The sequence below is a fragment of the Blautia fusiformis genome, from assembly GCF_020686995.1.
Classification (GTDB): Bacteria; Bacillota; Clostridia; order Lachnospirales; family Lachnospiraceae; genus Blautia_A; species Blautia_A fusiformis.
Genome location: NZ_JAJEPT010000001.1, coordinates 19,397 through 31,770 on the forward strand (window position 1 = coordinate 19,397; position 12,374 = coordinate 31,770).

General features: G+C 34.8%; 15 protein-coding genes. 14 read left to right on the forward strand and 1 reads right to left on the reverse strand.

The window, feature by feature from the left end:
• The first annotated feature begins 18 nt into the window (after positions 1–18).
• From LKD46_RS00125 to LKD46_RS00190, 14 genes are all read left to right on the forward strand, one after another.
• On the forward strand, positions 19–849 hold the full coding sequence (locus LKD46_RS00125; protein ID WP_152331245.1) for a zinc dependent phospholipase C family protein: 831 nt from the start codon (positions 19–21) through the stop codon (positions 847–849).
• A 153-nt stretch (positions 850–1,002) separates the two neighbouring features.
• Positions 1,003–2,166, forward strand: a complete 1,164-nt coding sequence (locus LKD46_RS00130; RefSeq protein ID WP_054350812.1) for a radical SAM/SPASM domain-containing protein — start codon at positions 1,003–1,005, stop codon at positions 2,164–2,166.
• Positions 2,156–3,838 (forward strand): ABC transporter ATP-binding protein, encoded by a 1,683-nt coding sequence (locus LKD46_RS00135; RefSeq protein ID WP_117843954.1) that lies wholly within the window; start codon positions 2,156–2,158, stop codon positions 3,836–3,838. The genes LKD46_RS00130 and LKD46_RS00135 overlap by 11 nt, the downstream gene beginning before the upstream one ends.
• Before the next feature lie 8 nt (positions 3,839–3,846).
• The gene (locus tag LKD46_RS00140) at positions 3,847–4,836 is read left to right on the forward strand and encodes a S8 family serine peptidase (RefSeq protein ID WP_227573727.1); all 990 of its coding nucleotides are present in this window, start codon (positions 3,847–3,849) and stop codon (positions 4,834–4,836) included.
• 11 nt (positions 4,837–4,847) lie between these two features.
• Positions 4,848–5,954, forward strand: coding sequence for a radical SAM/SPASM domain-containing protein (locus LKD46_RS00145; RefSeq protein WP_117843956.1), 1,107 nt, complete (start codon positions 4,848–4,850; stop codon positions 5,952–5,954).
• On the forward strand, positions 5,944–7,209 hold the full coding sequence (locus LKD46_RS00150; RefSeq protein WP_225084405.1) for a radical SAM/SPASM domain-containing protein: 1,266 nt from the start codon (positions 5,944–5,946) through the stop codon (positions 7,207–7,209). Before LKD46_RS00145 ends, LKD46_RS00150 begins: the two co-directional genes overlap by 11 nt.
• Before the next feature lie 84 nt (positions 7,210–7,293).
• Positions 7,294–7,437: a hypothetical protein gene (locus LKD46_RS00155; protein ID WP_173684407.1), complete on the forward strand. Its 144-nt coding sequence runs from the start codon at positions 7,294–7,296 to the stop codon at positions 7,435–7,437.
• 23 nt (positions 7,438–7,460) lie between these two features.
• Positions 7,461–7,601 (forward strand): hypothetical protein, encoded by a 141-nt coding sequence (locus LKD46_RS00160; RefSeq protein WP_165852526.1) that lies wholly within the window; start codon positions 7,461–7,463, stop codon positions 7,599–7,601.
• Between the two features lie 17 nt (positions 7,602–7,618).
• On the forward strand, positions 7,619–7,768 hold the full coding sequence (locus LKD46_RS00165; protein WP_172538635.1) for a hypothetical protein: 150 nt from the start codon (positions 7,619–7,621) through the stop codon (positions 7,766–7,768).
• A 103-nt stretch (positions 7,769–7,871) separates the two neighbouring features.
• On the forward strand, positions 7,872–8,570 hold the full coding sequence (locus tag LKD46_RS00170; RefSeq protein WP_117843958.1) for an ABC transporter ATP-binding protein: 699 nt from the start codon (positions 7,872–7,874) through the stop codon (positions 8,568–8,570).
• The gene (locus LKD46_RS00175) at positions 8,551–10,905 is read left to right on the forward strand and encodes an ABC transporter permease (RefSeq protein WP_118045835.1); all 2,355 of its coding nucleotides are present in this window, start codon (positions 8,551–8,553) and stop codon (positions 10,903–10,905) included. The genes LKD46_RS00170 and LKD46_RS00175 overlap by 20 nt, the downstream gene beginning before the upstream one ends.
• Before the next feature lie 110 nt (positions 10,906–11,015).
• Positions 11,016–11,159 carry a hypothetical protein gene (locus LKD46_RS00180; protein ID WP_173684404.1) on the forward strand — a complete coding sequence of 48 codons (144 nt, stop codon included), beginning with the start codon at positions 11,016–11,018 and terminating at the stop codon, positions 11,157–11,159.
• A gap of 38 nt (positions 11,160–11,197) precedes the next feature.
• A complete protein-coding gene (locus tag LKD46_RS00185; protein WP_173684408.1) occupies positions 11,198–11,338 on the forward strand; it encodes a hypothetical protein in 141 nt (46 codons plus the stop codon).
• 117 nt (positions 11,339–11,455) lie between these two features.
• Entirely contained in the window at positions 11,456–11,593 is a 138-nt protein-coding gene (locus LKD46_RS00190; RefSeq protein WP_173684409.1) for a hypothetical protein, read from the forward strand.
• 52 nt (positions 11,594–11,645) lie between these two features.
• On the opposite strand, the gene LKD46_RS00195 is transcribed toward LKD46_RS00190, so the two are convergent.
• The gene (locus LKD46_RS00195) at positions 11,646–12,317 is read right to left on the reverse strand and encodes a winged helix-turn-helix transcriptional regulator (protein WP_054337529.1); all 672 of its coding nucleotides are present in this window, start codon (positions 12,315–12,317) and stop codon (positions 11,646–11,648) included.
• Between the last annotated feature and the right edge of the window lie 57 nt (positions 12,318–12,374).

Below are 12,374 nucleotides of genomic sequence, written 5' to 3' on the forward strand. Positions count from 1 at the left end.
CATGGGTATGCGAAAAAAATGAAACTATTTATTGCCATGGTATCAGTGGGGGCTTTATTGGGAACGATGCCAGTTATGGCAGCGGAACAACCAGAACTTCCAACGAAAGTGCAGGATATTGCGAATGGTTCTGATGAACTTTACGGGGAAGGAGTTCCGATTGAGCATGGCACAAATCCAGATGAAAGATTTTCGTCTGGTGGGGTAGATCATACACATCAGTATATTGTTGCAAACGCACTTAAAATTCTGAGCAATGATAAAGGAAATAGTGCATTCAATGGTGAGCTGAACTCATCTATTCTTATGGAGGCAACCGACTGGCCGGATAAACTTGGAAATGAAACAGATGCAGGAACTTTTGCAGGACACTTTTATGATCCTGATACTGGAAAAAACTGGCTTGGTCAAAAATCTCCGACAGCTAGGACAAGAGCAGAGTCATATTTTCAGGCAGCAGTAAATGCGTATCGTGCAGGAGATGTACAATTGGCTATGTCAAACTTAGGAAAAGGCACCCATTATGTATCAGACTTAAATGAACCGCATCATGCATCGAACTTGACAGCAGTAAACAGCAATCATTCCGCTTTTGAAAAATATGTTGATAAAAACCGTAAATCTTACACAATAGCAGGAAATTCGTTTGGCTCATCCGTATATACAACCGCATTAAATACATCAACAGGAGATTTGATGTATTCCGCAGCAAAACATGCGAAAGGGCTTGCGGCGGATGCTCAAAAGGAAAGTTCCTATGATAGTGCAGGCAGACAATCTGTGCAGCATGCTATACAGACGGTAACTCAATATATGTATAAATTTGGAAAAGAAGTTGGAATCTATTAATAAGAGTTTTTCAGGTCTTGGTATTAAGAATATCGAGGCCTGTTTTTTATGCCATTTAGACACTAAAATACGCAAAATAATCAAAATATATGGCGAGATAGGAGAATTTGATTAAAATTGTTTTTAGTATATTCAAGAAAGGAGTAGACAGATATGTATAATTTCACATTATATATGACAACAGATTGTAATTTTAAATGTCAGTATTGTTATGAAGACTACCATAACCATTATCAGTTGAATGAAAAAACACTTGTGGACTCTTTGGAGTTTATGATGAATTATGGGGATAGAGGGAAAGTCTTGATTGATTTTTTGGGCGGTGAGCCTTTGCTGAAGAAAGATTTAATTTACAAGGCAGTAGCCTATATCAAAGATAATTATCCGGAAAGGGAAGTAAAGTATTATATTACTACCAACTGTTCCATGATGGATGATCGGTTCATTGCATTTATGAAAGAAAATCATTTTACAGTACGCCTTAGTTTTGATGGGAATAAGGAAACCCATGATTTGAACAGAGTTGCGAAAGATGGAGTTTCTTGCTATGAAAAAATTTTTGAGAATATCATGAAGGTAAAGGATAGTGGATTGAATTTTTCTGTAAGAATGACGGTCACAGAAAATACCATTCCGTATATGTTCGAAAATATCTGTTACCTGCATGAGCATGGATTGGATAACATCTGTATGATTATGGATGTATATTTAAAAATATGTGATGAGCTGAAGGCAGAATTTGAAAAGCAGGTGGGACAAATTTTGCGGTACTATTTGGCTGAGGCAGCAGCGGGCAGAGTTTTTACTATAGATCAATTTGATGGAAAAATGTTTAATATGTTGTGTGATTTTGGGAACTGCTTTGGCATGTGCGATGCCGGAATTGGAAATTTCAAGATCTTTCCGAATGGTCAGATATATCCATGTGGATTTCTTACAAGTAATGAAAAATATTGTATAGGTAATATCAAGGAAGGCGTTGATATAAGAAAGGCAAAATTAATAGCAATGTCGAACTTTGATAAAACCGATCCGAAGTGCAAGGGATGCACAATCCGAGATTTTTGTCATGGTATGAAATGCGGATATATGAATTTTATCAATACAGGGAAGATTAATGTACCATCGGATGCAGAGTGTATTTTTGAACATATCTTTTATAAGGCAATGGTGCAGATTCTTGAATATTATTTACAGCAGCCGATTGAAATAGTTAGAGAAAAATTAGGAGTGTATATAGACTATATCCAGGAGGAAGATTTAAAATTCAGTGAGTTCGGAGAGAAGATTGCCAAGAGGTTAAGCGATGAAAAGTAAAGAAAGCCGTCCATATCTTGGATTTTTAAAAGAGTATGCTTTTAAGAAAAAGTTACTACCTTCCTATATTTTAACAATAGCAACGATTGTGTTAACGGCGGGAGTTTCTTTGGTGCGTCCGGAGCTGCAGGGAAAAGTGATAGATGATTTGGGGAATCCACATAGTACCAGTTTATCTGCGTTTATGCTCCTTCTGGTGGTGTTCCTGGGCATGTTACTGCTGAACTACCTTATGAATTATGTACAGCGTTATATCGTGGCTGTTATTTCGGAAGAGATAGCAGCAGATATGCGACAAAAGGTAGAAGATAAATTATCAACAGTAAGCGTGAATTTTTTTGAGAAGATAAAGCTAAGTGACATTTTGCTGAAAGTAGATAAAGATGTTTCAGCAGTGAAACAATGTGGAATCACAAGTATTATCACATTGGTTTCCAATATTGTTATCCTGGTGGTTGTTCCTCCATATATGTTTTCTATCCATAAGGGGATTGCCGTATCCAATATTATCTTACTTGTCAGTGTTCCTTTTATTAGTAGAATCCTGGGGAAATTGATACAGGAAACCAGTGGTCAAGTTTTGGAAGGATATAACAGCATAACCAATGTTCTGACAAACACCTATGATAATTGGTTTATTACAAGACTCTTTCAATGTGGGCAATATGTGCATGATATGTACTTTGAGAAAAATCAGAAATACAAAAAAGAGACGAATCGCCAGAATTTGTTGTACATATTGAATACATCTACGATACTCGTGATTCAGTTTATAGGAACAGTCATAATTTGGGTAGTCGGTGCACAAGAAGTATTTAAAGGAAATATGACCATAGGTACCATTATGGCCTTGATGAATTACCAGACAATTATTATGAATCCTATTATTGGAATCGCACAGTTTGCTAACGAGTATCATACAGCCGTAGTTTCCTTAAAGGATATCAATGGTTTGCTTCAGTATCCGGATCAGAAACAAGGAGATGGAGAGAAAGTAACAACAGTTAACAACATTTCCTTAGAAGAGATGAGCTTTTCTTATACAGAGTCGAATAAGAAGGTATTTGACCGGCTCAATTTGAAGTTCGAAAAAGGCACTCTTTACGGAGTTCATGGAAAAAGTGGACAAGGCAAAAGCACTCTGTTCAAAATTATAACAGGTGTGTATCAACCGACAGAAGGAAAAGTAGTTGTGAATAACACAGATTTGCAGGAATTAGATATTAACAGCTATTGGGAAAATACAGGATATGTTATGCAGCGTACACAGTTCTTCAATGATACGGTAAGACGGAATATGGGATTACTACATATTGTTTCGGAAGAAGAAATGGATACAGTGGCAAAGTGCTTGGATTTGTATGATGAAATCCATACTTTAGAAATGGTATGGGATACCGAGATAAAGATAGATCCATGCAATTTCTCAGAAGGACAAATGCGGCGTTTAGATATTATGAGGAATATTTTGAAAAATTCACAAATTCTGATTTTTGATGAAGCGACAGCAAATATTGATGAAAAACGAAGAGGGCGTTTTTATCAATTATTGCATGCGTTATCAAGGGAGAAAATTATTATTTTTTCTACGCACAATCTGGAAGAATTGCGAGAAGCAGATATTATTGTGGATTTGGAGAAGCTACATATAAGGCAGGTGAGTGAAAAGTGAGGATAGGTGTGTTGGATTCCAATGGATCTTTTGATAATCCTTTTTTTCAGGATAAGAAAATTGTAAAAATAGACTGCAAGTGGAAAGGTCAGGAATACAGTAAAGATGCCTTTGGATTTACCCATGCGGAATATGTCTGTTCTTTTATTTTAAAGGAAAACCCAGAAGCTGAAATTGTTCTGGTACCCATTGTGAGGAAGAACAAAAAGAGTACGGTTCTGGATATGATAGAAGGTATTGAATTACTGATAGAGGAACAGGTAGACATAATTAATATGAGTATGGGAGATGAGTACAAATATCACAAAGAAATAGAGGAGGTATGTAGAGCAGCTACAGAAAAGGGGATTTTGATTGTGGCAGCATACTCTAATCAGCAAGTAGAAGCAACCTATCCGGCTTCCTTCCCTTTTGTAATGGGAATAAGATGCCTGGACATAGAGAATCCTTTACAGGTTTTCCAATATGATGGGATAGGAAAGGATGTGATTTTTTCCTCTAAATTTTTTTCTCTTTATCATTTAGGCATTCCTAAGTTTTATCAGGGCAATAGCTTTGGGTGTGCTGTAATAACAGGGTATTTAAGCAATTATGAGGATGAACATGAACAGGCAATTTTACAGTTTACTCTCAACACTTTGAATCACTATTATCCATATCAAACATTGAAGCAGAAACAGTGTTATTTTCTAACGAACCGTATAGAAGAACCTTTAGAGCAGCGTTTCATACGGGAAGTAACGAGAACAGAGAGATGTGATACTTTTGAAAGTGGAATGGAAAAATTGAGAAATATAAAAACAGCAGAACAGTATCCGGTGCTATTTATTGATCACAACAATTATCAGGAAATATGTGAGTATAAAGAGAGAATCAGGGTATATGCCATGGAAAATCCGAAGACAGAAATTATTTTGCGATATCCCTTATTTAATATGGTGGAAAGATTGGATTTCCAGAAGAAAACAAATAGAAATTTGAACCAATTTACAGTTTAGGAGGCAGGAAAATGTATACATTGTCATTAGAGATCATAAATAAGTGCAATTTGAATTGTACTTACTGCTATCTGGGCGAGAAGAAAAATACATACATGAGTTTAGAAACGGCTCAAAAGGCAATCGATATTGCTGTGCATGAAGCAAATAAACAGCATGATCGGACACTTATGGTTTACTTTATTGGAGGGGAACCCCTTATGGCATTTAATCTGATGAAAGATGTGGTAGATTATGCGAAGAAAAAATGCCAGGAAACAAACTTAATATGCAAGTTCAGTACTACGATAAATGGAACGTTAGTTACAGATGAAGTAATTGATTTTTTTGTGGAAAATACATTTGAGGTGAAGGTGAGTTTAGATGGTCCTGAGTATGTTCAGAATTTGAACAGGAGAGATTATGCAGGAACCGGAAGCTTTGAAAAAATTATGAAGAACCTTCCGTTATTGAGAAAATATGAGCAGGAAACAGGAAATCAGATTTCGGTAGCCAGTGTTGTGACAAGTAATAACTATCAATATTATGCAGAAAGTTTCCAGTTTTTGCTTGATTTAGGAATTAAAAAATTAGAGTCGGGAATTGATTATTATTGCTCCTGGAGTGATGAGCAGATACAGGGATTACGAGAACAGATAGAGAAGGTATTTGGTTTATATAAAGCACATATACAAAAAAATCAAGAAGTAATCTTTTGGAATCTTTGGGAACAATATCTGAAATCTTTCCTGATTCCATGTCCATTTTACGCATGTAAGGCAGGTTTGACAACTTGCTATGTAACAACGGATGGTGGGATTTATACTTGTGCGGAACTTCCAGAATTTAAAATCGGTTCTGTAGAAGCCGGGTTGGATGTTCCGAGGATTCGAGAGATTATTTACCTAGAGGATCAAGAGGATACAATGTGTAAAAAATGTCAATACATTAGACATTGTAAAACAAGAGGCTGTCAGGTGGCAAATTATGAAATTCACCAAAATGTATATCAACCTATAAAAGTGAATTGTGAAGTGACGAAGTGGATGTACCATCTGATTCAAACAAACTTAACTGAAAAACAGCTTGAAAAGCTGAAACAAGAATATGAAAGGAGATATTTACGTCATGGAAAGTAAGATGAATGAGTTTATTAAGATAACTGAGGGAGAAAAAGTGGCTTTAATTGATCCGGTAGGAAAAGTCTGCCTGGGGGTAAGTAAAAGATTTGCAGACAATTTAGATAAACCAGAGTTTCAGGAAAAGTTATTCCCTGTATGGGAGCAGCAAACTGAATTTGTAAAAGAAATAGAGAAGAATCATGAGAAAATCAATACGGTATATTTGATGGTAACCAGGAAATGTAATATGAATTGTGATTTTTGTGCGATCAGTGCAAACGACAAGCTTCGTCCAGAAAAAGAATTTAAGCTGGAGGATATACAGAATAAGGTGATTCCGTTCTTTCAGAAAAATAAACCACATAAAATGATTCTTACAGGTGGAGAGCCACTGATTAAAGATCAAATTGTGGAAATTGCAAAAGCATTAAGAAATGGTTTGACTTGCCCAATTACACTACAGAGCAATGGTCTTGCGATTACCGAGGAATTAACAGAACAACTCAAAGGATATATAGATGAAATTGATTTCAGTACCATGCACATGTTCGGAACACCTGAAAAGGAGCAGCAGCTAATTAAGCATATAGAGATGTGTCAGCAAGCCGGAATAAAGGTAGTCCTTACTTTCATTTATGAGAAAACCAATGAGATGGATTTGTATCGATTGATTGATATAGCTGCGAAATATGACATAGATGTTCTTTTTAATATAGTTTCATCCGTGGGTAGGGCGAAAGAAAACTCTGAAATTTTAACAGATATGGAGCATCTTGATATGAACCTGAAGATAGTAAAATATATATTGAACCAGGGATACGAGGATAAAAAAATTGGGGGAGCTTTTTATCAAAGAGTTCAGGTAAGAAATTCTTGTGGGGGCTATGGAAAAGTTATGGCAATTTTCCCGGAAGGCGATATTTACATGTGCCAGTGTATGGAGCAGAACCAGGTTCGAATGGGAAATATACTGTCCGATGAGCCACAGAAAATTTTACAGGAATTAGAAAATTTATTGAAAAAAGATGAAATTAAGAGGTTGTTCTGTGCTGAATATAAAGAAATATGTAAAGAATGTGATTATCGCTATATATGCGGTGGGCATTGTCTAGCATCAGAAGAACCTTATGATTATCGGTGTATTTTCTTAAAAGCAGTATTAAATTATGTGCTGTTTTACTATGATTCTAAAGCAAATAGAAGGAAAAATTTAGAAATTTATATTGAGTATATGGAGGAGGTAAAGAGAAGATGGGAGGAAGAACCCAACTAGGAAGAAAAAAGAGCAATTTAGACAAGAAATATAGATAAAAGGTATGTGAAAGCGTATAAATATAGGCATAAGGAGGTGAGTTCTATGGAAGAATTCAATACAGAAAGAAAATCCTCAGAACTTAACAAAGAGGAAGTAAATGTTTATACGGATGACTGCGGTGTGACAAGGTATAATTGTGTAACAGATTGTTTTTGGGTATTAGCTTTAGTTACAGCAGCGGAGTAAATTCGGAAAGGAGACAGTAGACTATGAACGAATTAAAAGAAAAAGAAGCTCAGGAATTATCAAAAGAAGAAATCAATGTTTATGCAGCAGGCTGTGGAGAAATTCAGAATCATTGTAAAAATGACTGCTTTGGTGGCGGATCTTTTCTGAATCCGGATTATTAAAGAGGAGGATCAGTGTCATGGAAGAAAAGAGAATAGAAGTAACTGAAAACGAAGAGTTATTAAAGGAAGAAGTTGATATTTATGAATTGCCAGACTGCGATATCGTTCGTAAGAAATGTGAAAATGATTGCATCGGTGGCGGAGCGTTTTTAAATACAACTAAGTAATACATACAAAAACATGGAAGGCTATTCGAGAAAATAAAATCGAGTAGCCTTTCATTGATATATAGATACGAATTAAAGAATGAATTGAAAGGAGAAATAAATTATGAAAGTATTGGAAGCAAGAAATATAAAAAAATATTATGGAAAGGAGCCTAATATAACAAAGGCATTAGATGGAGTAGATTTTAGTGTTGAAAAGGGAGAATTTGTAGCTATTGTTGGTACATCCGGAAGTGGTAAATCTACCTTATTGAATATGTTGGGAGGATTGGATATACCTACCTCTGGGGAAATTAAAATCCAAGGAAAAAAATTGTCAGACTTAAATGATGAGCAGCTTACAATCTTTCGAAGAAGGAATATAGGCTTTATTTTTCAAAACTATAACTTACTCCCCATGTTAAATGTTTATGAGAATATAGTTTTGCCAATTGAATTAGATGGGCAGGAAGTTGATCAGGTATTTTTGAACGAAATTATTAATATGCTCGGTTTAAAGGAGAAACTGAAAAGTATGCCGAATATGTTATCTGGTGGACAACAGCAGCGTGTTGCCATTGCAAGAGCCTTGATTACGAAGCCGGCAATTATACTTGCAGATGAACCTACAGGAAATCTTGACAGCAAGACGAGCCAGGATGTACTGGAATTGATTCAAAGCACGAGTAGAAAATTTGAGCAAAGTGTTGTGATGATTACTCATAACGAGCACATTGCAGATTTAGCAGAACGAATAGTGAGGATTGAAGACGGAAAATTTTTGAAAATTGGAGTTGGTGAAGATGAGAAAACAAGGGGATAAAAAAGCAATAAAAAATATTGTACAGAGGAATCTTCGGTCTGAAAAGCGAAGAAATATTATGTTAGTGATTTCTATAGCTCTAGCATCATTTTTGATATGCTTTTCAGGACTAATTGCGACTTCACTGCTGGAAGTACAAAAAAAACAGATTCAGGATACATACGAAGCAGTATACATGAATGTTTCAGAAGAAAAACTGTTAAAGCTAAGAGAAGAAACGGGATTTGAAAGAGTAGGACAATACTACATTGTTGGGGATATACCGTCTGATAAAACATATACTGCTGCTTTTTTTTACATGGATCAGCCAATGCTCTATATGATGAGAAACCAGATGAGTTTATTTAGTGGAGAACTTCCAGAGGAAGAAGCTCAAATTGTCGTATGTAAAAAATGGTTGGATAAATATGATAAAGATAAAAAGGTAGGAGATAAGATTACATTAAACACGGAACAGCTATCAGGAAAATACACGATTTCAGGGATTCTTGATATGGCAACTAGTGGAGAAACATTTCCATTTTTAATATCTTGGGAAAAACTGAAAAATTATGAAGACTATAATGAAGACTCCAGCATGGTTTATGTGCATGTGAAGGAAAAAAATGCTGAAGAAATAAAGAAATATTGCAGCGAAATTGGTGAAATAAATAATCTACCTGTAGCATTTAATAATCGATATTTTCGGTACGTTAATCAAATGATTTCTGCAGATCAATTAGGTATCTTAGGAATATTAATTGGACTCGTTTTGATAGGAAGCTATACTGTTATAAAAAGCATTTTCCAAATTTCTATAATTAATAAAATACAAAATTACGGACAACTTAGGACGATAGGAATGACACAAAAGCAGATAAAAAAGATTGTAAAAAAGGAAGGAAGGTATTTAGGTGTTAGAGGAATACTGATAGGTATTACATTAGCAGTTCTTTGTTCAGCGATAATACTAGCAAAAGGGATTAATATTAGGAATTATATCGTATGTGCAATGATAACCGCAGCTATCTGTAGCATTATTGTCAGCATCTCTATAAATAAACCAGTTAAAATAGCAATGAAGGCCTCACCGATGGAATCTGTGAGGATGACAGCAATTAGTAATATAAAAATATCAGCACAAGAAAAAAATAGAAAGCTTACGCCAATATCTTTGGGAATAATGAATTTTAAGAGAGAACCCAAAAAAGTATGGAGCATTGTTATATCATTAAGCCTCGGAGGAATTATTCTGTTAACGGTATCTTCAGCTTTACTTTTACAGTCTCCGGTAAAGATGACACAACACTATTTTGGTGATGCTGATTATAAAATATATATAAAGTCAGATAAAGAACCTACGGAACTATTATATTCCGGGAATCCCCTTAATGATAATTTGAAAGAAGAAATTGGTAGTATTCCAGGCATAAATGAGATGCAAACATTAAGAAAATCAGCAACCTTTACCTTCGAATATAAGGGATATGGAGGAAGAGGAATGTGTGATATGATTACCACGCAAAATAAGAAAGAAATTGAAGATTCATTAGTTGCAGGGCGAATGCCTGAAAATTCCCATGAAATATTAGTAAAGACTGGTTACGAAGATTTTGGGGAAGAAGTAAAGGTAGGAATGCAATTTGAGATATCCTTTGGGAAAGAGAAAATCCCAGTAACAGTATCAGGAATTTTCCAATCAACTAAATTTGCATCTGCACTAGGAAGTGGGCGTGGGGGATTTAATGCTGCGATGATGTGTATGACGGAAGATGCTTTTAAAGAATTATTGCCTGGAATAAAAAATTTTGATTTCACATGGGGAATAAACATTGATCCAAAGGAACAGAGCAGTGTTGATGAAAATCTTCGAAATACGATTTCAAAAAACGAAGATATTGCAATCGAAAGCTTTAGCGAAAGAGTGAAGGGATATGAGAAAGACAATACAATATATTTCGTTTTGCAGGTAATTTCAATCCTAATTTTTCTTTTTGGTGTGATAAATTTGATTAACACAACATTGTCAAATCAATTATTTAGAAGACGTGAATATAGTGTTTTACGGTCTATAGGATTGACAGAAAAGCAGCTTTATAAAGTTATTATCGGTGAAGGTATGTGCTATTCTATCTTAAGCATTTGTATGACTTTGCTAATTGGAACTCCTATTGCAATGTTAATTTGTCGTCAAATGAGTATAAGCTGTTATGGGAAAGTGGTAGAATATTCATTTCCGTTTTTTTATATGGGTATATACGTATTGGTGCTTCTGTTAATACAGGTTATATTATCTATTTATCAAATAAGAGAACAGAAGAAAAAATCAATTATTGATCAACTAAGAATGGAATAGTTATCCAAATAGAAAGAAAAAAATGTAATCTGTACATAAAATATGGAGATGAAATTTTAAAATAGTATACTGATGTTATCAAAAATATTAATAGGAAGGAGGAAAGTCGGATGAAAGAGCGAAGAGATGAACAAGAGGCAAGAGAACTCCTTATGGCAGAAGTAAGCATTTATACGGATGATTGTGGAGAGATTCAGTTTCATTGTTTAAATGATTGCTTGGGCGGAGGTGCTTGGCTCAATATTGAATACTAATAATAACTGAATAAATTTATACAGAAAGGAAAAAAGACATGGAAAGTGAGAGAATAGTAAAAAATAATGAAATAGAGATAGAAGAAGTGAATGTATATACAGACGATTGTGGCACAACAAGAAAAGCGTGTGTAACAGATTGTATTGGTGGAAGTGCTCTTATAACCCCTATGGAGTAATATTGAGTAGGAGAAATTCTATATAGACGATTGTACATTAACTAAATGCCAATATTGTCAGCTACGTTTTAGATATGTGCATAATTAAAAGTACGGAATGAAACAAGGAGGATTTTTATGAACGATGTAAAATTAGAGAATGTTGAATTACAGGAAGAAGAAGTCAATATATACACTCCAGCCTGTGGAGAAACAAGATATAAGTGTATAGCAGATTGCCTTATGGGTAATTGTTTCATTACCTGTGATTACTAGATCATAAGATAAGAAAGGAGCAACGTTATTCGTAATAGATTACGTTGCTCCTTTAATAGGTACTCCACATATATCCAATTCCATATATTGTCTTAATATAATGATGATTTTCGGTATCAATTCTTTGCCGTATGCGGCAGATCATACTATTGAGAGAAGTTTCTTCTACATAATTCCCATTTCGATCCCATAGAGAATATAAAAGATGTTGTCTGGTTAAAACGGTGTTTGGATTTAAAGAAAGCAGTTTGAGTAGCTTAAATTCCAATGGAGTAAAAGAAGTAGCAGTACCTTCAATCACTGCGGTCAAGGAGTCAAAATTTAAAGTTATGTGGCTGTCTTCATACTTTGTGGTTGGATGATGGTTACTAAATAAGATATCCAATTTTTTCTGTAAAAGTGCTGGTGATGAGAGGGTCGAATATAAATGGTCATCGGCACCTGCTTCATAGAAATCCAAAATAATTTGTTCTGGAATATTGGTAGCGCATAAAAACAGAACAATAATATTTGGGAAGTGCTTTTTTGCAGTCTTACATATGATAAGACTATATTCATGTAACAGTGTGAAATCCAAGAGCAAAGCATTATAAGAGTTAAATGGTATGCTGCCGATTTGTTTTGGTACGGTGGAAATAAAATCGGTATGATAATTTTGCTTTAAGATATTCTCCAGATTTTTCCCCAAGACGGACGGGTTGCTAATCAATAATAGTTTTTTCATAAGCATTTCTCCTCCCCTATAAGCACTAGTATATTTAAAAGAAAAGAAATTGTAATA

Bases quoted from the DNA above. Each gene is read 5' to 3' on its own strand.
- LKD46_RS00125 (WP_152331245.1), top strand. From the start codon at position 19: ATGAAACTATTTATTGCCATGGTATCAGTGGGGGCTTTATTGGGAACG.
- LKD46_RS00130 (WP_054350812.1), top strand. From the start codon at position 1,003: ATGTATAATTTCACATTATATATGACAACAGATTGTAATTTTAAATGT.
- LKD46_RS00135 (WP_117843954.1), top strand. From the start codon at position 2,156: ATGAAAAGTAAAGAAAGCCGTCCATATCTTGGATTTTTAAAAGAGTAT.
- LKD46_RS00145 (WP_117843956.1), top strand. From the start codon at position 4,848: ATGTATACATTGTCATTAGAGATCATAAATAAGTGCAATTTGAATTGT.
- LKD46_RS00150 (WP_225084405.1), top strand. From the start codon at position 5,944: ATGGAAAGTAAGATGAATGAGTTTATTAAGATAACTGAGGGAGAAAAA.
- LKD46_RS00155 (WP_173684407.1), top strand. From the start codon at position 7,294: ATGGAAGAATTCAATACAGAAAGAAAATCCTCAGAACTTAACAAAGAG.
- LKD46_RS00160 (WP_165852526.1), top strand. From the start codon at position 7,461: ATGAACGAATTAAAAGAAAAAGAAGCTCAGGAATTATCAAAAGAAGAA.
- LKD46_RS00165 (WP_172538635.1), top strand. From the start codon at position 7,619: ATGGAAGAAAAGAGAATAGAAGTAACTGAAAACGAAGAGTTATTAAAG.
- LKD46_RS00170 (WP_117843958.1), top strand. From the start codon at position 7,872: ATGAAAGTATTGGAAGCAAGAAATATAAAAAAATATTATGGAAAGGAG.
- LKD46_RS00175 (WP_118045835.1), top strand. From the start codon at position 8,551: ATGAGAAAACAAGGGGATAAAAAAGCAATAAAAAATATTGTACAGAGG.
- LKD46_RS00180 (WP_173684404.1), top strand. From the start codon at position 11,016: ATGAAAGAGCGAAGAGATGAACAAGAGGCAAGAGAACTCCTTATGGCA.
- LKD46_RS00185 (WP_173684408.1), top strand. From the start codon at position 11,198: ATGGAAAGTGAGAGAATAGTAAAAAATAATGAAATAGAGATAGAAGAA.
- LKD46_RS00190 (WP_173684409.1), top strand. From the start codon at position 11,456: ATGAACGATGTAAAATTAGAGAATGTTGAATTACAGGAAGAAGAAGTC.
- LKD46_RS00195 (WP_054337529.1), bottom strand. From the start codon at position 12,317: ATGAAAAAACTATTATTGATTAGCAACCCGTCCGTCTTGGGGAAAAAT.